At 73.0% G+C, this 23,002-nt stretch carries 24 protein-coding genes; 10 read left to right on the top strand and 14 right to left on the bottom strand.

Annotated features, from left to right (window positions below; translation table 11 throughout):
• Positions 1-191: excisionase family DNA-binding protein (locus SLP03_RS19310; RefSeq protein ID WP_319462007.1), on the bottom strand; the 191-nt coding region annotated here is incomplete at its 3' end.
• A gap of 162 nt (positions 192-353) precedes the next feature.
• Here SLP03_RS19310 and SLP03_RS19305 point away from each other — a divergent pair.
• Entirely contained in the window at positions 354-1,130 is a 777-nt protein-coding gene (locus SLP03_RS19305) for a DinB family protein (RefSeq protein ID WP_319462006.1), read from the top strand.
• A gap of 382 nt (positions 1,131-1,512) precedes the next feature.
• Positions 1,513-2,649 carry a hypothetical protein gene (locus tag SLP03_RS19300; protein WP_319462005.1) on the top strand — a complete coding sequence of 379 codons (1,137 nt, stop codon included), beginning with the start codon at positions 1,513-1,515 and terminating at the stop codon, positions 2,647-2,649.
• A 12-nt stretch (positions 2,650-2,661) separates the two neighbouring features.
• Here SLP03_RS19300 and SLP03_RS19295 read toward each other — a convergent pair whose 3' ends face one another.
• The 3 genes from SLP03_RS19295 to SLP03_RS19285 all read right to left on the bottom strand — a co-directional run bounded on the left by SLP03_RS19295 (position 2,662) and on the right by SLP03_RS19285 (position 6,085).
• Positions 2,662-4,983 (bottom strand): TOTE conflict system archaeo-eukaryotic primase domain-containing protein, encoded by a 2,322-nt coding sequence (locus tag SLP03_RS19295; protein WP_319462004.1) that lies wholly within the window; start codon positions 4,981-4,983, stop codon positions 2,662-2,664.
• Positions 4,984-5,114: 131 nt separating this feature from the next.
• Positions 5,115-5,768 (bottom strand): nucleotidyl transferase AbiEii/AbiGii toxin family protein, encoded by a 654-nt coding sequence (locus tag SLP03_RS19290; RefSeq protein ID WP_319462008.1) that lies wholly within the window; start codon positions 5,766-5,768, stop codon positions 5,115-5,117.
• Between the two features lie 2 nt (positions 5,769-5,770).
• Positions 5,771-6,085 carry a hypothetical protein gene (locus tag SLP03_RS19285; RefSeq protein ID WP_319462003.1) on the bottom strand — a complete coding sequence of 105 codons (315 nt, stop codon included), beginning with the start codon at positions 6,083-6,085 and terminating at the stop codon, positions 5,771-5,773.
• 632 nt (positions 6,086-6,717) lie between these two features.
• Between SLP03_RS19285 and SLP03_RS19280 the strand changes: the two genes are divergently transcribed.
• The gene (locus SLP03_RS19280) at positions 6,718-7,260 is read left to right on the top strand and encodes an alpha/beta fold hydrolase (protein WP_319462002.1); all 543 of its coding nucleotides are present in this window, start codon (positions 6,718-6,720) and stop codon (positions 7,258-7,260) included.
• Positions 7,261-7,281: 21 nt separating this feature from the next.
• Here SLP03_RS19280 and SLP03_RS19275 read toward each other — a convergent pair whose 3' ends face one another.
• Together SLP03_RS19275 and SLP03_RS19270 are read right to left on the bottom strand one after the other, a co-directional pair.
• Positions 7,282-8,841, bottom strand: a complete 1,560-nt coding sequence (locus SLP03_RS19275) for an MFS transporter (RefSeq protein ID WP_319462001.1) — start codon at positions 8,839-8,841, stop codon at positions 7,282-7,284.
• Between the two features lie 95 nt (positions 8,842-8,936).
• Complete coding sequence (locus tag SLP03_RS19270; RefSeq protein ID WP_319462000.1) at positions 8,937-9,092, bottom strand: hypothetical protein; 156 nt, start codon at positions 9,090-9,092, stop codon at positions 8,937-8,939.
• A gap of 116 nt (positions 9,093-9,208) precedes the next feature.
• Here SLP03_RS19270 and SLP03_RS19265 point away from each other — a divergent pair, with 116 nt between their 5' ends.
• Both SLP03_RS19265 and SLP03_RS19260 read left to right on the top strand, forming a co-directional pair.
• On the top strand, positions 9,209-9,688 hold the full coding sequence (locus SLP03_RS19265; protein WP_319461999.1) for a helix-turn-helix domain-containing protein: 480 nt from the start codon (positions 9,209-9,211) through the stop codon (positions 9,686-9,688).
• A gap of 49 nt (positions 9,689-9,737) precedes the next feature.
• The gene (locus SLP03_RS19260) at positions 9,738-10,517 is read left to right on the top strand and encodes a DUF2071 domain-containing protein (protein WP_319461998.1); all 780 of its coding nucleotides are present in this window, start codon (positions 9,738-9,740) and stop codon (positions 10,515-10,517) included.
• An 83-nt stretch (positions 10,518-10,600) separates the two neighbouring features.
• On the opposite strand, the gene SLP03_RS19255 is transcribed toward SLP03_RS19260, so the two are convergent.
• The 3 genes from SLP03_RS19255 to SLP03_RS19245 form a co-directional block, all read right to left on the bottom strand.
• Entirely contained in the window at positions 10,601-11,497 is an 897-nt protein-coding gene (locus tag SLP03_RS19255; RefSeq protein WP_319461997.1) for a hypothetical protein, read from the bottom strand.
• 73 nt (positions 11,498-11,570) lie between these two features.
• Entirely contained in the window at positions 11,571-11,789 is a 219-nt protein-coding gene (locus SLP03_RS19250; protein ID WP_319461996.1) for a hypothetical protein, read from the bottom strand.
• A 167-nt stretch (positions 11,790-11,956) separates the two neighbouring features.
• Positions 11,957-13,354 carry a hypothetical protein gene (locus SLP03_RS19245; protein ID WP_319461995.1) on the bottom strand — a complete coding sequence of 466 codons (1,398 nt, stop codon included), beginning with the start codon at positions 13,352-13,354 and terminating at the stop codon, positions 11,957-11,959.
• On the opposite strand from SLP03_RS19245, the gene SLP03_RS19240 reads away from it, so the two are divergent.
• Entirely contained in the window at positions 13,322-14,182 is an 861-nt protein-coding gene (locus SLP03_RS19240) for an AraC family transcriptional regulator (protein WP_319461994.1), read from the top strand. The two genes, SLP03_RS19245 and SLP03_RS19240, sit on opposite strands and share 33 nt — an antisense overlap.
• Before the next feature lie 6 nt (positions 14,183-14,188).
• On the opposite strand, the gene SLP03_RS19235 is transcribed toward SLP03_RS19240, so the two are convergent.
• The 3 genes from SLP03_RS19235 to SLP03_RS19225 all read right to left on the bottom strand — a co-directional run bounded on the left by SLP03_RS19235 (position 14,189) and on the right by SLP03_RS19225 (position 16,723).
• The gene (locus SLP03_RS19235; protein ID WP_319461993.1) at positions 14,189-14,578 is read right to left on the bottom strand and encodes a GntR family transcriptional regulator; all 390 of its coding nucleotides are present in this window, start codon (positions 14,576-14,578) and stop codon (positions 14,189-14,191) included.
• Positions 14,575-15,438 (bottom strand): hypothetical protein, encoded by an 864-nt coding sequence (locus SLP03_RS19230; protein ID WP_319461992.1) that lies wholly within the window; start codon positions 15,436-15,438, stop codon positions 14,575-14,577. Before SLP03_RS19230 ends, SLP03_RS19235 begins: the two co-directional genes overlap by 4 nt.
• 88 nt (positions 15,439-15,526) lie before the next feature.
• The gene (locus SLP03_RS19225; protein WP_319461991.1) at positions 15,527-16,723 is read right to left on the bottom strand and encodes an aminoglycoside phosphotransferase family protein; all 1,197 of its coding nucleotides are present in this window, start codon (positions 16,721-16,723) and stop codon (positions 15,527-15,529) included.
• 147 nt (positions 16,724-16,870) lie between these two features.
• Here SLP03_RS19225 and SLP03_RS19220 point away from each other — a divergent pair, with 147 nt between their 5' ends.
• Positions 16,871-17,440, top strand: coding sequence for a hypothetical protein (locus SLP03_RS19220; protein ID WP_319461990.1), 570 nt, complete (start codon positions 16,871-16,873; stop codon positions 17,438-17,440).
• A 26-nt stretch (positions 17,441-17,466) separates the two neighbouring features.
• On the opposite strand, the gene SLP03_RS19215 is transcribed toward SLP03_RS19220, so the two are convergent.
• Positions 17,467-18,783, bottom strand: a complete 1,317-nt coding sequence (locus tag SLP03_RS19215; RefSeq protein WP_319461989.1) for a hypothetical protein — start codon at positions 18,781-18,783, stop codon at positions 17,467-17,469.
• Between the two features lie 180 nt (positions 18,784-18,963).
• Between SLP03_RS19215 and SLP03_RS19210 the strand changes: the two genes are divergently transcribed.
• A complete protein-coding gene (locus SLP03_RS19210; RefSeq protein ID WP_319461988.1) occupies positions 18,964-19,401 on the top strand; it encodes a VOC family protein in 438 nt (145 codons plus the stop codon).
• A gap of 68 nt (positions 19,402-19,469) precedes the next feature.
• Positions 19,470-19,964, top strand: coding sequence for a hypothetical protein (locus SLP03_RS19205; RefSeq protein ID WP_319461987.1), 495 nt, complete (start codon positions 19,470-19,472; stop codon positions 19,962-19,964).
• Positions 19,965-19,996: 32 nt separating this feature from the next.
• Here the strand turns inward: SLP03_RS19205 and SLP03_RS19200 are convergent, their stop codons facing one another.
• Positions 19,997-21,169 carry a hypothetical protein gene (locus SLP03_RS19200; protein ID WP_319461986.1) on the bottom strand — a complete coding sequence of 391 codons (1,173 nt, stop codon included), beginning with the start codon at positions 21,167-21,169 and terminating at the stop codon, positions 19,997-19,999.
• Positions 21,170-21,432: 263 nt separating this feature from the next.
• Between SLP03_RS19200 and SLP03_RS19195 the strand changes: the two genes are divergently transcribed.
• Positions 21,433-22,980, top strand: a complete 1,548-nt coding sequence (locus tag SLP03_RS19195; protein ID WP_319461985.1) for a gluconokinase — start codon at positions 21,433-21,435, stop codon at positions 22,978-22,980.
• The last annotated feature ends 22 nt before the right edge of the window (positions 22,981-23,002 follow it).

Genomic DNA, 23,002 nt, shown 5'->3' with positions numbered 1-23,002 from the left:
ACATACAACGCCTCACGGCGCGGCCGTTCCACCTCAACCCGTCCGACGAACGCATCGAGCAACGCAGAGTCGAACCGACGCTCCCGACCAACCCACGTCACCGCAACCCGTCCCTCATCCGCCCACCGACGCAGGGTCACAGGATGGACACCGATGTACTCAGCGGCCGGACCCAGGCGCAGCAACGACATGATCAAGAAAGTACCACATAGGTTCGCTAAGCTAATCAGCCAACAGTTGCACACCCTGGGCCGGGAACCGCAACTGACACGTCGACATGGGCGCCAGTGCATGACTCGGTTCGGTCATCCCACGACAGGCGGATTGTCAGCACGTGGCGATAGCGTCGTCGCATGGCTGAATTCATTCGTGTCGATCTTCGTGACTCGCGGTTCGGGCGCGTTGACCTCAGCGGCGCGCAGTTCCACGCCGTCGACCTGACCGACGCCCGTTTCCGCGGTGCTGACCTGCGCGGGGTCGTGATGCGCGGCGTCGAGCTGGTCGACGTGGACATCCACGGCGAGATTGAGAACCTGACGATCAATGGCGTCGACATCGGGCCTCTGGTAAACGCCGAGCTCGACAGGCGGTATCCGGACCGGGCCAAGATGCGCCCGACAGACCCAGCCGGCTTCCGCGAGGGGTGGGACATCCTGGAGCGGCTCTGGGGCGGGACCGTCGAACGGGCCCGCCGCCTGCGACCTGAGCTGCTGCACGAGTCGGTCGACGGCGAGTGGTCGTTCATCGAGACGCTGCGCCATCTGGTGTTCGCCACCGACTCCTGGATCAGGCGGGCGATCCTCGGCGATTCGGCGCCGTGGGACCCCCTGGACCTGCCCTGGGACGAGATGCCCGACACGCCGGGGGTGCCGCGCGACCGTGACACACGACCCTCGCTCGACGCGGTGCTCGAGCTGCGCCACGACCGGATGTCCACCGTGCGCCAGGTCATCGACGGTTTGACCGACGAGTCGCTGGACGGCCACACCAAACCGGTCGAGGCACCCGGCTGGCCGGAGCCCCGCAGCTACCCAGTGCGCGAGTGTCTGTTGATCATCCTCAACGAGGAGTGGGAGCACCGGCTGTACGCCGAGCGAGACCTCGACGCCCTGGAGACACAAGGCAGGTAGAGGGCGCGCCAGGAAACCTCTCAGGGCCTGCCGTATCGAGCGATGGAAGGCGTCATGGTCATTAGTCTGACAGCAACAGCGTCGGGTCCCACTGGACGCGGATGGACGCGATCAAGGCCACGAGAGCAGGCGTCCGGCACATCGCTGCACAGGCTCACTGCCCGGCCAATGACTCGTCACAGATGGAACCTTACGACTGCCCGAAGTCGGCACCCTTCCGAGGCGGGCCGATGCGGTGACGCCGCGGGGTCGTGTTGGTTTGCCCTCGTGGTCAGATAGGGCAGGCTGTGGGGCCTGGGATTCTGGAAGCCGGAACCCTCGCCGGTCAGTGCGCCCGGGGGTCGCGGGTGTGCGGATGCTGGGTGCACGTGGAGGCTATGCGGTGAGTGAGTACCAGTACTACGAGTTCGTCGCGGTGGATCAGCCGTTGACGGCGGGGCAGCAACGCGAGTTGCGAGCGCTGTCCACGCGGGCGCGGATCACGCCGTCGAGTTTCGTCAACGACTACCAGTGGGGCGATCTCAAGGGCGATCCGCGGGATTGGATGGAACGGTACTTCGACGCATTCCTCTACCTGACGAACTGGGGAACCCACCGGATCGCACTCCGGCTGCCGCTCGGGAGCGTGGATCCCGACACCGTGGCCGTGTACTGCGTCGGTGGGTCGGCCCGGTCCTGGGCGACCCGCACACACGTGATCCTCGATGTGAGCAGCGAGGACGAGGACGGCGACGAGGTCTACGACGGCGGAGGTCACCTGGCCTCGATCGTTCCCGTGCGGGCCGAACTGGCCGCCGGTGACCGACGGCCGTTGTACCTGGCGTGGCTGCTGGGCGTGCAGAACCGGGAGGTGGATGACGACGATCCTGAACCGCCCGTCCCGGCTGGCCTGGGCACCCTGTCCGGGCCGCAGCACGCGTTCGCGGAGTTCCTGCGCCTCGACCCCGACCTGCTCGCGGTGGCGGCCGAGACCAGTGGGCCGCTGAAGACGAAAGCCCCGTCGGCGGCGGCACTGAGCCGGTGGGTTAAGGCCCTGCCCGAGGCGGAGAAGGATGACATTCTGGTGCGGCTGCTGCGCGGTGATGACGCGCGGGTGCGGTCGGAGGCGCTGCGCCGCCTGCGTAGTCCGGCTGCTGAACAGCCGACGGGGGGCGGCCGTACCGTCGGCGACCTGCTGACGGCAGCCGAGAATCGCTGGGCGCAACAGCGACGGCTCGCCCGTGAGCGGGAGGCGGCCGAGCGGGCGCGTCGGGAACAGGCAGCCGCAGCCGCCCGCGAGCAACGCCTGAACGCGTTGGCCGGGCGGCAGGACCAGGCGTGGCGGCAGGTGGCGGCGATGATCGAGACGAAGCGGCCGAAGGAGTACGACGCGGCCGTCGCCATCCTGGGTGACCTCAAGGCGTTAGCCGTGCGGGACGGCGCGATTGCCGTGTTCAACCGGAGGATACGGGAGCTGCGTCAGCAGCATGCCCGCAAGCCGAGCCTGTTGGACCGCCTCGACCGCGCCGGCCTGGGCTGACAGCGGGTTCGCTCATCGGCCGCTGATGCCGGTGAGCGCAAAGCCGAGTTGGGTGTACGAGCGGGACCGTTTGCGCCACATGGCGGCGAGCACGCCGACCCGCTCGTCGACGTAGTCGTGGACCTCGACGCTGGTCTTGCCGGGGTGAGTGCGCAGGATCCGGCCGACGTACTGGACCATGCTGCCTCTGAACGACACGGGGTGGGCGAGGAACAGGGTGTCCAGCTTCGGGCAGTCGTAGCCTTCGCCGACGTACTTGTCGGTGGCGATGACGAGCAACGGCGGCCCGTCGGCGGGCGGGTCGGCGAGAAAGGCGAGGACCTGCTTGAGGTCCTTGGTCTTGCGGGTGGCGTAGAGCAGGTGCGGCTCGTGGCCGAGGTCCCGCAGTCGCTGCGCGAGGGCCTCGACGTGGGCGGTCTGCCGAGTCAGGACCAGGCAGTTCCGACCCCGGTCGAGCGCGGTGTGCACGTCATGGCAGACGTGGTCATTGCGGGTGTCGTCGGCGACGAGACCGCCGAACACCACGGAGGTGATCGCTCCCGGCTTCGCGGTGTCGGCGTCGGCGGGCAGGGCGAACGCGGTCTGGTGCACGTGCAGGCTGCGGTGCAGGGCTTCGGGATCAGACTTGTCGACCATCGGGATGCTGTGCCGCTTCGGGCCGCAGTGCATGAAGATGATCGGGCCGAGGCCGTCGCGGCGGTAGGCGGTGGCGGTGAGGCCGATCCAGCGGCGGGCTGGGATGCGCCGCAGAGCCTTCTCCACCGTCGGGGCGCCGGCGTGGTGGGCCTCGTCGACGATGACAAGCCCGTACCCGGACAGCCGTTCGGCGGCGTCGTCCATGCGGGCGACGGTCTGCATCATCGCCAGGTCGATGACCCCGGTCGGTTTGGTCTTCCCGCCGCCGATCTGCCCGATCCGCTTCGAGTCGATGTCGAGCACGGTGGTGAGGCGTTCGCGCCACTGGTCCATCAGCGGCGCCCGGTCGACCAGGACCAGGGTGGGTGTCTTGTGGTGGGCGATCAGGGCGCAGCCCATGACGGTCTTGCCGAAGCCCGGCGGCGCCTCAAGCACGCCGTGCTCGTAGCGGGTGAGCTCGGCGACGGCGTCGGGCTGCCGGTCGCGCAGCGTCGCGGTGAACGCCACCTCGATACCTGGCGGGTCGGCGCGCCGGTCGTCGATCTCCAGCCGGCTACCCGCCTGCGCCACCAACTCCGCGGCTTTGTCGACCATGGCCCGCGGCAGGTACAGGAATTCGAGGTCCTCCGTGTAGCAGCGGATGTACCGGGGCGTGTTCCAGTTCGACAGGCGCAGGTTCTCGTTCTTGTAGAACTCCGGGTTCGCCAGCGACGCGGCGTGCTTGAGTGAGGCCAGCAGCGCCAGCGGCAGACCGGCCCGGCGTACCGCGAGCATCCCCGCCCACTCGGCGTGCACCACCACAGGTGGCGCCGCGTCGGGCCGCAGCGCCGAGCGGAACAACGATGCCTCGGGACCGACCGCGACCGGCCGTAGATCGACGACCAACCGCTGCGTTCCGGCCAGGCCCAGCTTGGCGACCCCGGCCAGGTAAGCCCATTGGTCCGGGTACGGCGTGAACGTCTCCGGGTCGACGAAGACGGTGGTGCCGGCGTCGCGGCACTGCTTCTGCAGTGGCAGCGCGATCAGGTTGCCCAGCCCCTCGCCCTTGGCCGGCAGGTGGTCCTGGGAGGGGAAGAAACGGTCGTAGCTGTCCAGCCCGAGCTCACCGCGGACCGCCATCGCCTCGCGCAGCAGCCCAAACCCCAACGCCCGCGCCTCCACCGCCGGCACTGGCTCGCTGAAGAAGGTCCAAACGTGGGCGCCCTGACCGGAGCGGGAAACCTCCACCGCCGTCGGCACCCCGACCGCCCCGGCGGCCTGGACGTACGCCTGCGCGTCCAGTTGCCACTGCGCACCGTCGAAGTCGCAGGCCAGCAGCCGGCAGGTGTCGTCGGCCAGCATCGGATACAACCCGGCGCTGATCTTCCCGGCCAGGTGGTCGTGGAGCACCGCGTCGGTCAGCGGCCGGTACCGGCGGGCGTCCTTGGCCTCCTGCCACGTCTGGCCGGGTAGGCGTTCGAGCTGGGGGTACCAGCCCTTGCGGCCGTCCTTCTCCCACCGCTGCGCGTAGACGTCGTCGCGGCCGACGAACAACGACCGGAACAACGCCACCCGCTCAGCGACGAGCCGCTCCCGTGTACCTGTACCAGCGGATGCGCCAGGGAGCAGTTGCTCCTGCGCCGGCACCTCGCGCCCACCCGAGGTCAGCCGTGCCACCTCGGCTCGCAGGGCGGCCAGCTCGGCTCGGATCAGCGCCAATTCATCGGCACATCCGCAAGCGCTGCCAGCGGCCGCATGACTGATCGATGTCCGCGTCACGCATCCATTGATACATGGCTTCGATTGCGGTCCTACCACCAGGACACCGCGCTGCCCCCAGCAGGACCTTTCTACGGCAGGCCGGCGAGAAGTTCCTCGCGCCACTGTGCGAAGCGTTTGCGCATCTCGCAGATGTGGGCTGGGTCAGCGCCGTAGGCGGCGAAACGCCGGTCCGGGTAACGTTCGAGCATCCCGAACAGGTCCGCCAGGACGCGCCGGTCGAACCCCGCGTCGGACTGTTCCGCCAGCTCGCACAGCCGCGTCCGGGTGTAGCGACCGGTTGCGAGGGCCGCGTCGATGTCCAGGAAGTCCCGGGGCTCGGCTCGCGTGTAAAGGGCGGACATCTTGCCGGCGACCACGTCGTCGGCGTGCAGGACCGGCCCGATGTCCATCATCACCGGTGGCAGGGCGCGCCAGTTGGCGGCCAGCTCGACCTTGTACGGATGCTCCGAGTGGGCAGGATCGGTGACCGCAAGTCTGGTGAAGGTGTCGAACCGCTGCGTGATCTCGACGGTGTAGCCGCCGTCGCGGTAGCCGCCGACGACAGCGTCCACGGCTGCTGCGAAGTCATCGCGCCGCTCCCACGCAGTGAACAGGTCGATGTCCTCGCTGGGCCGGTCCAGGATCCCATGGGCCTGCACCGCGTAGCCGCCGGCCAACGCGAACCCAAAACGGGCAGCGACCCGCAGACCGATCTCCGCCAAGCGGAGGTGGACCGGGTCCACTCCTAACCGGCCATCGCTTGCGGTGGCATGGCCAGCTCGGGGAAGCGTGCCTGCCACAGCGCCCGCAGCCGCGCCGGAAGCCACAGGCTCGGCCACAGCCGGCGTAGCGTCCGGCCATCCAGCCACCGGCACAGGTCGGCCACCGAATTCGCCTGGTTCAGCACGGTCTGATACATCAGTTGCAGATCGCCTGCATCATCCAAGTCGTAGACGCTGTCGCCGGACCAGTCCAGCGACCGGTCGAGCGTCACCACACCGCCGACCGGGCCGCGCAAGTCGGACAAGGTCGCGGCGACCACGAAGTGCCGCTGGTCCACGTACCGTGAGCCAGGCGGCGCGCCACTGCCTCGGACCATGATGCCCTACCTCCTGACATAGATCGTACGTCTGAACCTGCATGGCGACCGGCGCGCGACGACCATCGGCCAACCCAGAGTGGTCGTCAACCAGCTGACGGTTGGTGCCCAAGAACGACCTTCCCACTCGCCCGAGCCCACATGCGGGCGCCGCGCGGAGCGCTCCGGTGGTGCCCGGACGAAGTGGCACCGCAGCGGACTATCACCAATGACGTACCAGAGCAGGCCCAACATCAAATTCGCCGTCCAGTACCGCCCCACACCACAACGCCCGGACCAGCCATTACGGCGGCACCCCCGGAGTCAGGCAAACCAAAGAAGATCGGATGCTTCTTATCGGAAGATAAGTCCGCAAAACGGACTATGATCAGGCGGCTGTCCTCAGGCGCTGGCTGGTCACTGTCGTCCGTCACGACGACGCACAGCTCACCGGGACGCTCCGCGCTGCAACACCTTGGGCCCGTTGGGTCGCTGGCCAAAGGACGGGTCGGGCGACTACCTGGCCCAACGCCCGGGCCAGGCACCGTTCGCGGCTCTGGCTCTCCTGTGAACAGCGGCAAGGCCTTCTCATCGTTGAACCGTGCGAATCGAGCATGACTGCCATCGGCACGGCGACGCGGTCCGGGTCCGAAGTCAATCGGGGGAAGGGGGCGGGAGCTGGTGTTCGAGGGTTTCGAGGAACTGGACATCGCCACCGCGGAAACGACCATCCACGGACGCCGCCGAGCACACCGGATCATGCGCCGTACAGCATGCGCGAGGTGGGCCGCGAGCCTGTGGAGGTCATGCGGCTCCTGGGATACGACACCTTCGCCGTCGTCGGGCACGATCGCGGCGCGCGCTGCGCGTACCGGATGGCGCTGGACCACCCCGACACCGTCACCCGCCTCGCGGTGCTCGACATCGTGCCCACCAGCGACGCGTTCGGCCGCGCCGACATGGACTTCAGCCTCGGGTTCTGGCTCCGATCGTTCCTCGCCGCTCCCGAACCGGTACCCGAAGTCCACGCCGTCTGCGAGCAGTACCGGGCTGCCGCCACGCTGGACTACCAGCACGACGAGACCGACCGCGGCAACCGGCGGATCCGGTGTCCCGTCCGGGCGCTGTGGAGTCACGCCGGCCCCGTGGCGAGTTGATCGCTTCCTGTGTGATGCCCGTTAGTGCTGGTGCGGCCGGTTGCGGACGAGAGCGAGGGCGAGCACGGCGGTGGCGAGGAAGACGATGGCGTTCACGCGTAGCCCCGCCTGCACCCCCGCGGTCAGCGCCTCGGCGAGCGCCGCCCGGACCGGGTCGGGCAGCGGCTGGGTGCCACTGGTGCCGGCGGCCACCGCCGACTGCACCGCGCTGCGGGCCGGCTCCGCGACCTGGTGCGCGGCGAGCCGCTCCGGCAGCTCGGCGAGCAGCCGGGTGGTGAGCAGGGTGCCCAGCAGGGACGCGCCGAGTACCGATCCCACCTGGCGGGCCGCGTTGACCGCCCCGGAGGCCATGCCGGCCCGGGCGGGCGCGACGCTGGCGAGCGCGGCGGCGGTCGCGGGGGCAACCACCAGACCGCAGGCGGCGCCGAAGAGCGCGAGCAGCGGCCAGCGCTGGCCGAACGTGGTGGCCGGGCCCTGCGCGGCCAGGCCGAGGCTGGCCAGGCCGCCGAGGAGGAGACCGGCGGTGAGCGGCGCCTTGAAGCCGGTGCGGCGGATGGTCCGCCCGGCGCCGAACGCGGCGAGCGCGTATACGCCGAACAGCACCAGCATCCGCCAGCCCGTGTCCAGCGGGTTGAGGCCCTGGGCGCGTTCGTGGAACAGGACGAGCAGGATCGCCACGCCGGTGAAGCCGAACAGCGACACGGCGGCGACGACCATGACGGCGCTGAACGACGCCGACCGGAACAGCCGTACGTCGAGCATCGGCGCGGCGGTGCGCAGCTCGACCAGGACGAACCCGACCAGCGCGGCGGCGGAGCCGAGCCACGCGGCGACCACCGGCGGGCTGGTCCAGCCGTCGCGTCCGGCCTGGATCAGGGCGTAGACGAACGCGGCGATGGTGACCGTGCCCAGCAGCAGGCCCAGCAGGTCGAGCCGGCCGGTGCCCTGCCGGGACTCGGCCACTCCGACCGCGGCGACGACGAGGGTGACCACCCCCAGCACGATCGTGGACAGGTAGACGGTGTGCCAGTGGTGCTGCCGCAGCAGTGCCCCGGCGATGAGCGGGCCCACCGCCAGGCCGATGCCGGAGGCGGCCGACCAGGCGGTGATGACTTCGGTGCGCCGGTGTGGGTCGGTGAAGGTCGCACCGAGGATGGCCAGGCTGTTCGGCAGGATCAGCGCCCCGCCGATGCCCGCCAGGAGCTGCCCGGCGATCACCCAGGCCGGGGTGCCGGCCTGCGCCACCACGGCCCCGCCGGCGATCATCGTGGCAACGCCGGCACCGAACATCCGCTTGCGGCCGAAACGGTTGCCCAGCGTGGCGGCCGAGAGGACCAGGCTCGCCACGGCCAGGGTGTAGGCGCTCGGGATCCAGATCAGGGTGGTCGGCTCGACGCGCAGGTCCCGCTGGATGGTGGTCAGGGCGGAGACGGTCGCGGTGATCTGCAGGAAGGTGATCGCCGCGCCCAGGCACATCGCGACGAGGGTCGCCACCTGGCTGCGGCGGGCGGGTGACGGCGGCGCCGACGCGGGCTGGGTGGTGGCCGGCCCGGTCGGGGCCAGGGTTCGCTGGTCGGTCACGGGGACTCCTGGAGGGGTCGGATCCGCGGTGATGCCGGCGGGAAAGGCGGTGCTTCCCGCGCCGGTGGCGCGCGGCGAGAGGTGAGGGGCGGCGGTCACGGGAGCTGCGGGTAGAGCGCGGCCACGCCGCCGGAGAGCTTGCCGCGCACGTCGCGGCTGAGGTCGTCGGCGAGGATCTCGTACGCGTCGGCGGCCCGGCCGAAGCCACGGTTGGCGCCGGCGACCAGGGCGGTTGCAGCCGAGATGTCCATGCCGGTCCTGTCTGTGCAGTAGTGTCGACCAGCTAGCTTTTGCAGAAGCAAGCCAGCTAGGGACCAGTGAAGCATCTGACTAGCGTCAACGCAAGTCAGCCCGTACGCTGGTCGATATGACGGATCTACGGGACGACCGGGACGCCTGGTCGATGGCGAACTGCTCGATCGCCCGGGCGATGGACATCGTCGGCAGCAGGTCGGCGATGCTCATCATGCGTGAGGCCCTGCTCGGCACGCGCCGTTTCGACGACTTCGTCCACCGGGTCGGCCTCGGCGAGCCCGCCATGGCGGCCCGACTCAAGGAGCTGCTCGCCGCCGGCCTGCTCGAACGGATCCCCTACCGGGAGCCGGGGCAGCGCACCCGCCACGAGTACCAGCTCACCCGCAAGGGCCGTGAACTGCTGCCCGTCATCACCGCGCTGCGCAACTGGGGCGACACCTGGGCCGCCGACGACGCCGGTCCCCCCGTCCTCGCCACCCACCGGGAGTGCGGCCACCGCGTCCGGGCGGCGCTCCGCTGCGAGCTGGGCCACGACGTCGACGAGGGCGACGTGGACATCGTCGCCGGGCCGGGCCTGATCCGCAGCACCTGACAACCGGCGGACATCGGCCGCGGTCGACCGGTGCGGGCAGGATGGGCACGTGGACATCGAGCCGGTCGACGCTGCGCCCGAGCGGACGTTCCCCCGGGCCGTTCTGCGGCAACGCTGGCGGAACCTCACCTTCGTGCACTGGGCCGTGCCGCCGGAGGTCGTCGCGCCGCTGCTGCCCGTCGGCACCCGACCCGACACGCTCGACGGGGTCACCTACGTCGGCCTGATCGGTATCCGGATGGTCGGGCTGGGCCTCGGACGGGGACCGGGAGTCCCGTACTTCGGCAGCTTCTGGGAGACCAACGTCCGGCTGTACTCGGTCGACGACACCGGCCGGCGGGCGGTGGTGTTCCGCTCGCTCGACGCGTCCCGGCTGGCCCTGGTGCTGGTCGCGCAGCTGAGCCTGCGGCTGCCGTACAAATGGTCGGCGATGCGGCTGGACCGGGACGGTGACCGCTGGACCTACCGCTGCCGGCGCCGCTGGCCCGGCCCGGCCGGCGCGACCAGCCGGATGACGGTCCGGGTGGGTGAGCCGATCGCCGACCCGACCCCGCTGGAACACTTCGTCACCGCCCGCTGGGGCCTGCACACCCGGGCGTACGGGCGCACGCTGCACCTGCCGAACTGGCATCCCCGCTGGCCGCTGCACCGGGCCGAGCTACTGCACCTGGACGACGAGCTGGTCACCGCCGCCGGGCTGCCGCCGCCGGCCGGACCGCCCGCGAGCGTGCTCTACTCCCCCGGCGTCCCGGTCCGGTTCGGCCCGCCGGTCACCGTGCGCCAACCCGGCCGACCGCAGCGGAGGACGCACGGCGGCGGGTGGCGGTGATCAGCACGTCGACCAGACCAGGTCCGCCGCCCCGTCCGGGTCGTCGGCGCGGCGGGCGACCAGCAGCGCCGGGGCGGAGAGGGTCAGCCGGTGACCGTCAGCGCGACCGGCATCCCCTGCTGCACCTCGAGGACCGCCCGCTCCCCCAGCGGTCGCGCCAGGTCGACAGTCGCGGTGCGGGGCGCTCCGATATCCCCGCACGTCTCGCCGTCTGCGTGGCGGTGCTCGATGACGATCACGACGACGGCGTTGATCGACTCGACGGCCTCCGCGCTGTAGTCGACGCCGCACGGCCGACTTCCGGGGTCCGGAGCGCCGGTGAAGGCGACGGCCAGTCGCCCGCTCGTCGTGGTCCCGGTCGCCGACTCGATCGCCAGCCCACCGTGCGGGTACTCAGGACCCCATCGCGGTGGCGTCACCACGATGGCAGCCGAGGGGGCGACCGCGATCCGGGTCAGTCGCACCGCCGTACCGTTGAGGGTGTACTCCCAGGCCGGGGCCGCCGCCGGGCCGCGCGTGGTAAGGATCCGGACCGTGGTCAGGCGCGCGGCGGTGACCTCCAGCGGTACGCACCCGGAGCAGTCGCCAGCGCCCGCCGCCGCGATCTGCGCGAACGCCTCCTCGGGCGAGATCAGGGGAACCACCTGGGTCCGGCCGTTCTCCCAGACCACCTTTCCCCTCGGTAGCCGGGTGGCGGGCAGCGCCGTGGCGGCGACGACCCGGCCGGCCAGCAACGCCTGCTTGTTGTTGTCCCCGTTCGCCGGTTCCCAGTCGCCAAGCTGGCCGGTCAGCTCCCCGACCGGCACGAAGCCCTGCGCCCCACCGGCGTCGAGGACCGCCTTGTCATACCGGGTCAGGGCGTCGCGCGCCTGCTGGCGCAACCTGTCCAGGTCATCCCCGCCGGGGCCGCTGCCGGTCGCACCGCAGCCACCGAGCACCGCCACTGCGGCGACCAATACCAGCCAGGACCGTCCGCCCATCCCCGATCACCTCCGCACCCCTTCGACGTCCGCTGGCCCGCGAAGGTTCCGTGGACGTCCGGGCGGGAGGTGGTCAGGCAGGGTCCGGGCGCCGGCGGAGACGGAGCCGGCCCCTACGCTCCCGCAACTCCCGCGCCGCCTGACCCAGTTCGAACGCGATCCGGGCGGCCTCGTACGCCTCCGCGGCGCCCGACTCGGCCACCCGGCGCTCGCGCAGGTCGTCCCACTCGGCGCGTTCCTTCATCCTTGGACCCTCCACTATGGTCTGCCACTGCGCCACGCAGTCGCTCATCAGCCCAACGATGGTCGGCGCACCGGGCCATGGGTGGCCATGGTCACGTTCTGGTCAATCCCTCCTGGTCAGGATCGGGTCCGGCCCCTAAGCGACCCCTAGCGTTGGTGACGGAAACCGGTCACCCTGCGTCGACTCGGCTGACCGCTGGCCCTGAGGCGGAACCATCAGCGCAGATCATGTGACGTGACAACCCCGTAGACCGGCTGCTTCCGGCCCGGACGGTCGGGGCAGGAGCCGTACCGGCCGCCGACCATGCCCACCGTCCCGTCCCCGCACTGGATCAGGTAGCCGCGGCCCGCCCAGAATCCGTCCACGCAGACGAAGTAGCTGCACACGTCGGCGGCCGGCTCGTGGATCAGCGGGCCGTCGCAGTAGGTGTAGCCGAACGGGTTCTGCGGGACCCCGCACCGCTCCACTGCCGGAGCCGGTGCCGGAGCCGGCGTCGGCGTCGGCGTCGGCGTCGGTGAGCCGGGCGGAGCGGGGGTCGGCGAGGGCGTGCCGCCCGGGGTGGAGGCGGGCCCGGTCGGTCGGGAGGTCTGCGGCACCCCGCCGGTGGCGCAATCCGAGGCCAGCAGCGCGCGACGGTCGACCGGCGGAGGCATGCGGCCGCCGGCGGCCATACCCCCCGGGGCGGGGGCCGGGGCGGGCCCGCCCGGCACGATCGGATCGACCGCGGGTGTGTTGCTGGCCACCGGCCCGATACCGGTGTCGGTGCCCGGCGTGGTGGTGGCGGGTACGACGACGCCGCCGGTGGACAGGGCGGTGGCCGGCTGGCCGGTCGGGTCCGGGGTCATCGTGGCGGCGAACGCGGCCAGGACGACGAGTGCCGCTCCGGCCGCGGCGACGGCGGGCTGGGTGAGGCGGGCGTACCCGGGTGCGTGCGCGGCGCTGACCAGCACCGGTGCCACCGGCAGGGTCCGTCGGTTGGCGGCCACCGCCTCGTCGAGCCGGGCGAGGACGCCGTGGCGCTGCCCGGTGGCATCGGCGTACGCCAGGGTGAGTCGCAGCCGGAAGCGGGCCGCGGCGCCCCGCGGCACCCGGAGGCCGACCACCAGTGCCCCGTTGGGCCCGTGCAACAGGGTGACCGGCACCGTCGGGTGGTGCGTGAGGCCGCTCAGCTGCGCGTACGTCCATTGATGGGTCCGCTTCCGACTCACCAGGACGATCCGGCGGTCGGTGACCACCGCCGTGCCGGCGTCGGTCACCCGGCTGCCCTCCGGCAACGGTGGCGCGGGCTCCGGCTGCGCGACCGCGATCGCGGACAGCACGGCCGGGGCCAGGCCGGCGTGACGCGGCACGCCGAGCAGCCCGGTTGGCGGTTGGACGGCGACGACGGTCTCGTCGTACGCCAGGTCCACGGGAACGTCCGGCCGGATCGCCGGGCGGTCCTCGGCGGCGGCCCGCAGGCGTTGCAGGCGTACGCCCCGCAGGCACCACAGCTCCCGCCCGACCGGGCCGGGCTCGATGATGTCGGGTCGGGCGCTGCGGCGGCGCCTAACGTCGGTGGCGGAAAACGGAAGGAGAGCCGGGTGCTGGAACGGCTCAACCAGGCCATGGAGCACATCGAGCGGCACCTCGACCAGCCGGTCGACGTGGCCGAGCTGGCGCGGATCGCGGTCACGTCGGAGTACCACTTCCGACGGCTGTTCTCCGCGCTGGCCGGCACCCCGCTGTCGGAATACGTCCGGCGGCGACGGCTCACCGTCGCCGGCGCGGAGGTCCTCGCCGGCGAGGAGTCGCTGCTCGACATCGCGGTGCGCTGGGGATACGGCTCGAACGAGGCGTTCGCCCGGGCGTTCCGCGCCGTGCACGGCATCGGTCCGAGCGAAGCCCGGCGTACGGGGGCGGCGCTTCACGCCCAGCCCCGGATGTCCTTCCGACTCGTCGTCGAAGGGAGCACCAGCATGCGATACCGGATCGTGGAGATGGGCGAGTTCCGCCTGGTCGGACGGAAGGCCCGCGTCCCCCTGGTCCACGAGGGGATGAACCCTGCGATCGTCGCGTTCATCCGGAGCATCGACCCGGAGGCCGTACGCCGGATGGAGGCGCTGTCGGACCAGGAGCCGCGCGGCATCGTCAACGTCAGCGACGACCTCGCCGGCAGCAGGGAGGAGGGCACGGAGCTCGACTACTGGCACGGGGTGGTGACCGGCGCCGACGTGCCGGAGGATCTGGCGAGCCTGCCGGTGGCGGCGGGCGCCTGGGCGGTCTTCGAGGTCTCCGGTGAGTTCCCCCAGGCGGTGCAGTACCTGTGGCGGGACGTGTTCACCCAGTGGTTCCCGTCGAACCCGTACGAGAGCCGGCCCGGCCCGGAGATCTCGAAGGTCCGGGTGTCGGCGGACGGGAAGCAGGCCGACGCCGAGCTGTGGATCCCGGTGCGGCGGGCCTGAGGGACCTCAGCCCTCGGCGGCCCACACCCGCCGGAGGGCGTCGAGTGCCGATTCCCGGTCCGCGCCGAGCAGCCGGGCCTGCCGCAGGTAGGCGGCCGCGTGCCGGTCGAGGGCGCGGCGGCGTTCGTCGGCCGGCGCCGTGGCGACCCGGTCCGCCACCCTGGTGCCGCCGCCGCGTCGCGACCGGACCAGGCCGGCGGTCTCCAGCTCCCGGTACGTGCGGGCGACCGTGCCGACGGCCAGGCCCAGGTCGCCGGCGAGCTGCCGCAGCGGCGGCAGCCGCTCCCCGGGGTGGAGCACTCCGGAGTGGATCAGGTCCACGAGTTGCCGCCGCAGTTGCTCGTACGGGGGCGTGGGGTCGTCCGTGTCGACCCGCAGGGTCGGTGGCGCGCTCACGCGGACACCGGGTCGGTCCGAGAGGCACGGGCGCCGGGTTTCAGAATGGCGGCGGCGCTCCACCCCAGCACCGCGAGCCAGATCGGGGTGAGCAGGATCAGCAGCCAGGCGGCGACGGTCCACCACAGGGGCCGGCACGGGCTGGCCAGCAGCCCGGCGGCGGTGACCAGGCACACGCCGAGCAGTGGGATGGTGACCAGGACGCCGCACGCGCCGGTGACGGCGGTGGCGGAGCGGCGCCGCTCCGCGTCGTCGGGCACCAGGTCACCGGCCTCGGCCTGCGGACGGGGGCGCCCGACGACCCGGTACAGCGCCAGCGCGGCGATCAGCACGCCGACGCCGACCACCAGGGCGAGCGGGAGGCTGTAGAACGAGCCGGCCCACGGGCCGTGGGAGCCGGTGATCTCGCCGCAGTCGTACGCCAGGGAGCGGCCGGCGCGGCCGAGGTCGTCGACGGATCCGGCGGCGGTGGTGGCGACCAGCAGGGCGGCCAGCGCGGCACCGGCGGCGGCCACCGCCGTAGCGGGGCGGCGCGGCAGGTAGTGGCGGATTTGTCGGGTCTCCAGCGCCGCGCGGCGGGTGGTGCCGGCGGGGCGGACGGCGCGGCTCTCCCCCGCCACCACGCCGGCCAGCACGCAGAGGCCGAACAGCGGCGCGGCGAGCAGCACGCCACGCCCGAGCGGGTCCTCGCCGGCGGCGACGGCGGCGACCGCCACGCCGAGGGTCAGGCCGGTCCAGCGCCAGCGCCGGGTGGTCCGCCGGATGTGGTCGGTAGCCGGGTCGGGCGGCGCCGATGGACCGGTCAGCGCGGCGGCGAGCAGCAGCACAACCACGAGCCCGAGGATCACCGTGACGGCCATGGCCCCTCCTCTTGTCTCAAGCATCTGACACAAGTGAGCATGATCGGTCGCCCCGATTGTGTCAATGAGCTGATACAAGCACCGTGGGTCAGCCTGTCAGGCTGCCCTGCTCCGCCTCGGCGGCAATCGCGGCCTGCGACAGGCAGGCCGGCACGTCGCCCGCGTGGTACGGATGCTCGCTCGGCTCGATCCCGGCGAGGAACATCGCGTACACCGCGGCCAGCCGCAGCGGGGCGACCGGGCGCAGCAGCGCGACCGCCCGCTCCGGGTCGCAGCCGGGCACGTCGGCCCGCCACCGGGCCGCCCACGCCGCCAGCAGCGGGCCGGCCGTCGCCGGGTCGAGGGTCTCGGTGAGCCGCAGGATGTCGAAGGCGGGGTGGCCGACGAAGGCATCACCCCAGTCGATGATCACCCGACGCTCGCCGTCGCCACGCACGTTACCGGGGTGCAGGTCGCCGTGGACGAGGGTGTCGGACAGCCCGCAACGGCGTACCTCGTCAAGGCGGTCGTCGAGGCCGGCGAGCAGGCCGTCCACGGTGGAGACGTCGTGCGGGGCGAGGGCCGCGCGGATCCACTGGGCCAGGGCCGACCCCCGCCAATCCGGTACGCCGGCCGTGACCAGCGCCGCCACGTCGTCGGCGGCGCGGACCTGGATGGCGTGGTGGTCGGCGGCGACGCCGGCCCGTTCCTCGACGTCGGCCGCGTAGCGGTCCTCCCCTGGCACGTGGTCGAGCAGCATCCGGCCCGACCCGTCGTCGGCGAGCAGGGTCGGGGCGGCACCGGGCACGGCGTAACCGAGCCAGCGCAGCACCGCGCCCTCGTGCCGGAAGAAGTCGGGCACCTGCTTGAGCCAGGCACTGCCGTGCTCCCCGTCGAGGCGCCAGATCGCCGAGAGGTTCCAGGTGCGCTGCTGCCCGATGACGGTCGCCGGCCGGCGGAGGCGTTGCAGCTGCGCGGTTGCCCAGGCGAGGCTGCGGGCCGGGCCGCCGGGCTCGGCCCACGGGGCGCGCAGCGGGTGCGGCGACAGGTCCACCGACGCCGGGTCCAGCGGCACGGTCGGCCGCTCGGCCACCTGGCCGAGATAGGTGAGGTGGCCGCCCGGCGGCTCGGGACGGTCCGCGGCGAGCAGTCGCAGCACCGCCACGTCGAGGCCGTGCCGCTGGCGGGCCTCGGTGACCACCGAGCCGACCTCCTGCCACCAGGGCTCGGGCACGTCGTACAGGGGGAGGGCGCCCAGCGGGGCGCCGGCCTGGTCGACCAGGACGAGGGTCACGGTGCGGGACACGCCGGGACGGTAGCGCCCCGCCCGCCGTACCGGCGAGCGGTTAACGGGCCGGGCGGGCGCCCCCCGAGCCGAACCGGGGTCGCCCGTCCGGGGCCGCTGGGGGTGACCCCGGATGTCCCCGCCCCGTCCCGCTGCCAGGCTGACGCAATGATCACCACCGATTCCCGCGCGACCGCGCCCGCCCCGCACGCCTGGTTGCGGCCGACGGCCCTGACCGCGTCGTTGCTGCTGTTCGGCTACGGCATCCTCCGCCTGCTCGACGGCCTGGACGGGTACCGCGACAAATCCGGGTGGCCCTGGCTGGCCGGGCACGGCCTGTTCCTGCTCGGCATGGTCCTGTTCGCCGTGCTCATGGTCGAGCTGCGCCGCCTGCTGCTCGCCACCTCGCCGCGGCAGCGGGTGCTCACCGATGTGGCGACCGTGGCCGGGCTGGTGGGCGCGGCCGCGTTCGGCTGGGTGATCCTCGGCGACCTGTTCCCGCGCTTCGCCGACGCGGTGTCGCCGCCGGACCTGGTGCTGATCGGCGGGCCGGCGCTGTTCCAGCTGGGTCTGCTGACGCTGCTGGTCCGGGCCGCCGTCGTCCGGCTGCTGCCGGCGTGGGGGCCGGTGCTCGTCCTGGTCGGCTTCGTCGCGATCGCGGTCGACCTGGACCTGCTGCCGGTCGGCGCCGCGCTCGTCTTCGGTGGACTGCTTCCGGTTCGGCGGCCCGCGCCCTGAATCGGACGGGATCGACGGTCCGTCCGTCAGACGTAGACCGGGCGCCGGGTGCCACCGTGGTCGGCGCAGGGACCCCTCGGCAGGCCGGTCCTGCTGATCAGGCCGTCCTCGCATTGCACCAGGTAGCCCTTGCCGTTCCACAAGTTGGCGGCGCAGGCGAACCAGTCGCAGACGTCCGCGGCGGGGTCGTAGACGTAGGAGCCGCCGCAGTAGTTGTAGCCGTACGGGTTCTCCGGCGCGCCGCAGAGGTCGCCCGGGGTCGGGCTCGGTGAGCCGGCGGACGGGCTGGGATCGGGGCCGCCGGTGCCGCTGGGCGTCGGCCCACTCGGGGGCGTGGCTGGCGAGCCGCCCCCGGTGGGGCTCGGCGCACCCGCCGTGGGCGGTCCGGAGCTGGGCGCCACCGGCGCCGTACCGGGCAGGGAGCTGGCAGGCGCGGTACGGCCGCCGGGCCCGGCGCCGGGGGTGGCGGTGGAGCTGACCGGCGCGCCGACGGAGGCGGACGCCGAGGGTGCGCTCGGGTCGAGCGGGGCCACACCGTCGTCCACCTGCATCCCGACCACCGGGCGGTCCGCCCCCGACCAGCGGACCGTGCCCGCGACCGCCGCCACGGCCACCAGCACCGCGACGGCGGCGACCAGCGCCGGGCGGGCGAGCCGGGCGACCACCGGGGCTTCGTCCGGCGTGGCGGGAGCCGGCGTCGCGGGCCGGTTGCGCCAGTGCGCCACCACCGCCTCGTCGAGCCGGTCCAGCAGCGAGTCCCGCGCTCCCGTCGCCTCGGCGTACGCCAGGGTGAGTCGCAGCCGGAAGGCGGACGCGGCGGACCGGGGCACCCGTACTCCCCCGATCCCGCCCCCATCGTGCGCGTGCAGCAGGGTGTACGGCTCCCGGGGATCGTGCGCCACCCTGGCGACCTGCGCGTACGCCCACTCCCGGGTCCCGTCGCGGCCGACGAGGATCAACCGCCGGTCGGTCACCACCGCCGTCCCGGAGTCGACCGCGGCCACGCCCTTCGGCAGCCGTGGCGACCGGCCGGTGTCCTCCGCGGGCACGACGGTCAGCTCGGGCGCGGGCAGACCGGTGGCGTGCCGGGCCGTCACCTCGATGAGGTCCACCGCGGCCTGCACGGTGGCCACGGCCTCACCCTGCTCCAGAGTCACGGGCAGCCCGACCGGCGGTGCCGCCCGCTCCTCGGCCTCCTCGGCCCAGGCGCAGACCTGCCGCAGTTCGTCGTGGCGTTGGCGCCACGCCTCCATCGCGGACTCGTACGCCGTGCGCCGCCGCTCGTTCTCCCGCCTGACCCACCGGGTCCGCCAGCCTGAGGCCGTGCCGTCCGTCGCCGTCACCGGGTCGCCTCTCATCGCGAAGGGTTTCCGCGTCCATCCAGGTACAACCGCCCGGGCCGCCGCAGGACACGCGGTCGCGGTGGACCGGTTCGGTGGATCCATCGCGGTCGAACGGAGGATGGCGGAGCGGGGCGGCGTGGCACTCGCTCCCGGCCGGGGACGAGTCGATACGGTCCCCACATGGAGCAACGCATCAGCCTGGTCACCCTCGGCGTGGCCGACCTGGCCCGGGCCCGCGCCTTCTACGGGCGACTCGGCTGGCGCGGCCAGGAGATCGAGCAGACCGTCTTCTTCCAGGCCGGCGGGCTGGCGGTGGTGCTCTGGGGGCGCGACAAGCTGGCCGACGACGCCGGCCTGACCGACCGGGGCGCCGACGGCTTCGGCGGGCTGAGCCTGGCGCAGAACGTGCGCAGCCGCGAGGAGGTCGACGCGGTCCTGCGCGAGGCGGCCGACGCCGGGGCGACGGTGACCCGCCCGGCCCGGGACACCTTTTACGGCGGGTACGCCGGCTGCTTCACCGACCCGGACGGTCACCTGTGGGAGATCGCCTGGAACCCGGGCTTCCCGCTGGCCGCCGACGGCACGCTCACCGTCCCCGACTTCGGCGCCCCATCCTGACGACGCCGGCCCAGCCTGACCGGCAGGGCGGGGTTGCGGCGGGCGGTCTGCTGCCGGACAGTGGGCCCATGTCCTGGTTGCGACGCCGCCGCTACGCGGTGCCGGGGGTCGCACCGACCGATTCGCACGGCGGATGGGACGCCTACGACGGCACCCGACTGGCCGACCGGCCGGCGGTGCGGGCGGTGCTGGAACAGGCGCCCCCGCACTTCGCCGACCTCGTCTTCACCCCGGGCGACCCCGACATGGCGCTCACCCGCGAGGAGTTACTCGCGAACGTCACCGTGGCGACCGCCGACGGACTGTCGTGGACGCTGAGCCTCGGCGAGGAGATCAAGGCGGTGGTCGACACCGGCCCGGACGTCTTCGACGACGACCTGGTGGTGGCCGCGCTGACCGCCCGGCCGGAGGTGGCCCGGGCGGACCACCCCGACCGCGAGGTGTACGAGGTGACCCTCTCGGCGCCGATGCCGGCCGACGAGATGCTCGCCCTGAGCGTGGCGGCCCTGACGGCGGCGCACCGCGAGCTGGCCCGCCGGCTCCGCGTCGAGCTGCCCGGCTGACGGACACCGGCCGGGCGGGCTCCACCATCGGATCAGGTGAAGACGGTGCGGCGCACGCCCTGGTGGTCGGCGCAGGCCGCCCGCTGGCCGCCGGTCAGGCTGACCTTCCCGTCGCGGCACTGCACCAGGTAGCCGCGGCCGGACCAGAAGCCCGGGGCGCACTCGAAGAAGTCGCAGGTCCGCTCGGCCGGCTTGCGGATCCGATAGCCGCCGCAGAAGTCGTACCCGAAGGGGTTGGCCGGGGCGCCGCAGCGCCTCTCCCCGGCGGGCTGCGGCGCGGCGGTGCGGGGCCGCGGGGGCGTCGGCGCGGGGGTGGCCTTCTTCCGGGGCTTCGGCGCGATGGTCGCCTCGACCTGCACCGCCGGCCCCACCGGTCGGGGTGCGGGGGTCGCGGTGGCCGCCGGCGTGGCGGCGGAGGCGACGTCCGAGCCGGGCCGCACCGGCGGGTCGGACTCGAAGAGCATCGCCGGCACCACCAGGGCGAGGGCCGCCGCCACCGCGACGGTACGCCGGCCGCCAGGCACCCGCGCGAAGGGCCGCGCCTGCGCCGGGGTGACGATGCCCGGCCGGAACGGCTGGGTCTGGGCGTGTTCGGCGAGCAGCTCGTCGAGCTGGGCGATCACGGCGGCGCGCTGCTCGATCGCGTCGGCGAAGGCCAGGGCCAGCTTGAACCGGAAGTCGGCGACGGCACCGGTCGGCAGCAGCAGACCGGAGGTGCGCCGCCGGTCCAGCACCTGGATCAGCGTCACCGGGGCCGCCGGGTCGTGGGCCAGTCCGGTCATCCGCCCGTACGCCCAGTCGCGCCGGCCGCGCCCGCCGAGCAGCACCAGCCGGCGGTTGGTGAGGACGGCGAGTCCGGCGTCGGTGACCTTGATGCCTTCCGGCCGGCGCGGGCGCAGCGTCGGCGGGTCCGGGTCGACGGTCAGCTCGGGGGCCGGCAGCACCGCGGTGTGCCGCACCTCGACCAGTTGCGCCGCCGGCAGCGTCCAGAAGACGACCTCGCCGGGGGCCAGCTCCATCGGCAGGCCGGCGCCGGCCTCGACCGAGCCCTGGAAGGAGCCGGCGAGGGTACGCAGCCGGCGCAGCGCGTCGTCGCGTCGTCGCCACGCCATGTCGGCGTCGCGGAAGGTCCGCTGCCGCCGGTCGGTCTGCCGGTGCGCCCACCGGTAACGCCAAGTGGAACCCGTCGAATCAGTCTTCGCCACGCCGACTCCTCCGCCGCGCGAGCCCACCAATCGGGGTGTCATACACATCAACTGTGACGGAAGGCCGACAAGACACGCGAAAGTCGCTAATCTGACCGATCGGTGGATTGACCCGCACGATAGGCCGAACCCGCTGCGTCGATTCGAGGCCGCGGCCGGGTCCTCCGGGGCGGACCACTTTCACCGTGCGAGGGAGTCGCGGCGTCGGTAACGTCAGCCGCAGCCGGGGAGCGCCGTGGCCCTCGGGGCGAGGAGGTGGACCGGTGGGCGACACCACCTCCACTGTCGTGGTCGGCGTGGACATCGGCACCACCAGCACCAAGGCCGTCGCGTACGACACCGACGGGCGGCAGCTCGCCGCCCATTCGGCCGGCTACCCGCTCGACGAGCCGCATCCGGGCTACGCCGAGCAGGACCCCCAGCTGATCCTCGACGCGGTGATCGAATCGATCCGGGCCTTGGTCGCCGAGCTGGCCGAGCCGATCGCCGGACTGTCGTTCAGCACCGCGATGCACAGCCTGATCGGGCTCGACGCCGACGGCACCCCGCTCACCCCGTCGATCACCTGGGCCGACTCCCGGGCCAGCGCCCAGGCCGAGCGGCTGCGCGCCGCGCCGTCCGGGCTGGCCCTGCACCGCCGCACCGGCACGCCCGTGCACCCGATGGCGCCGCTGCCCAAGCTCGTCTGGTACGCCGAGCAGGAGCCGAAGCTCTTCGAGCGGGTCGCCCACTGGGTCGGCATCAAGGACTACGTCCTGCTGCGGCTGGCCGAGACGCTGGTCATCGACCACTCGGTCGCCTCCGCCACCGGCCTGATGGACATCCACAAGCTGGCCTGGGACCCGCAGGCGCTCCGCATCGCCGGGATCACCGAGGAGCAGCTGCCGCAGCTCGTTCCCACCACCACCGTGCTGCCCGGCCTCACCGCCGAGGCGGCCGCGGCGACCGGCCTGCCCGCCGCCACCCCCATCGTCGTCGGCGCCGGGGACGGCCCGCTGGCCAACCTCGGCCTCGGCGCCGTCAAGCCCGGCGTGATGGCCTGCTCGATCGGCACGTCCGGGGCGATGCGGGTGGCCGTCGAACGGCCCGCCGTCGACCCGCTCGGCGGCGTGTTCTGCTACGCGCTGACCGCCGACCGCTGGGTGGTCGGCGGCGCGATCAACAACGGCGGCATCGTGCTGCAGTGGGCCGGCGACGCACTCGCCCCCGAACTGGGCGAGCACGCCGAGGAGGAGCTGCTCGACCTGGCCGCCCAGGCGCCGGTCGGGTCCGGCGGGTTGATCATGCTGCCGTACCTGCTCAGCGAGCGGGCGCCGCACTGGAGCGCGCTGCCCCGCGGCGCGTACGTCGGGCTGACCCACGGCCACCGGCGCGAGCACCTGGTCCGGGCGGCGCTGGAGGGGGTCTGCCAGCAGCTCGCCCTGGTGCTGGCCTCGGTGCGCGCGGCCGGCAACGAGGTCCGGGAGGTCCGCGCCAGCGGCGGCTTCGCCCGCAGCCCGCTGTGGCGGCAGATCCTCGCCGACGCGCTCGGCATGCCGGTGCGCTTCCCCGCCGGGCACGAGGGGTCCAGCTTCGGCGCCGCGCTGCTCGGCATGCAGGCCCTCGGCCTGATCCCGTCCATCGATGTCGCCGCCGACCTGGTGGAGATCGACGAGACGGTACGCCCCGACCCGGCCTCGGCCGCCACGTACGCGGCCCTGCTGCCGCTCTTCTCCGAGCTGTACGACGCGCTCGTTCCGACGTTCGCGTCGCTGCGACGGCTGGCCCCGAGCCTGCCGCCGGAGCCACCACACACCGCCCGTCCCATGTGATCGCCCGTCCCCGCTCGGCACG

The sequence above is a fragment of the Micromonospora sp. RTP1Z1 genome, assembly GCF_033804685.1.
GTDB lineage: Bacteria > Actinomycetota > Actinomycetes > Mycobacteriales > Micromonosporaceae > Micromonospora.
Note: the sequence above shows the minus strand (reverse complement) of the source record. Positions and strands in the feature narration are given on the sequence as shown.

What these genes read in the sequence shown, in the direction of transcription:
- SLP03_RS19305 (WP_319462006.1), top strand. Translation starts at nt 354, where the DNA reads ATGGCTGAATTCATTCGTGTCGATCTTCGTGACTCGCGGTTCGGGCGC.
- SLP03_RS19280 (WP_319462002.1), top strand. Translation starts at nt 6,718, where the DNA reads ATGACTGCCATCGGCACGGCGACGCGGTCCGGGTCCGAAGTCAATCGG.
- SLP03_RS19270 (WP_319462000.1), bottom strand. Translation starts at nt 9,092, where the DNA reads ATGGACATCTCGGCTGCAACCGCCCTGGTCGCCGGCGCCAACCGTGGC.
- SLP03_RS19265 (WP_319461999.1), top strand. Translation starts at nt 9,209, where the DNA reads ATGACGGATCTACGGGACGACCGGGACGCCTGGTCGATGGCGAACTGC.
- SLP03_RS19255 (WP_319461997.1), bottom strand. Translation starts at nt 11,497, where the DNA reads ATGGGCGGACGGTCCTGGCTGGTATTGGTCGCCGCAGTGGCGGTGCTC.
- SLP03_RS19250 (WP_319461996.1), bottom strand. Translation starts at nt 11,789, where the DNA reads ATGAGCGACTGCGTGGCGCAGTGGCAGACCATAGTGGAGGGTCCAAGG.
- SLP03_RS19230 (WP_319461992.1), bottom strand. Translation starts at nt 15,438, where the DNA reads ATGGCCGTCACGGTGATCCTCGGGCTCGTGGTTGTGCTGCTGCTCGCC.
- SLP03_RS19220 (WP_319461990.1), top strand. Translation starts at nt 16,871, where the DNA reads ATGATCACCACCGATTCCCGCGCGACCGCGCCCGCCCCGCACGCCTGG.
- SLP03_RS19210 (WP_319461988.1), top strand. Translation starts at nt 18,964, where the DNA reads ATGGAGCAACGCATCAGCCTGGTCACCCTCGGCGTGGCCGACCTGGCC.
- SLP03_RS19205 (WP_319461987.1), top strand. Translation starts at nt 19,470, where the DNA reads ATGTCCTGGTTGCGACGCCGCCGCTACGCGGTGCCGGGGGTCGCACCG.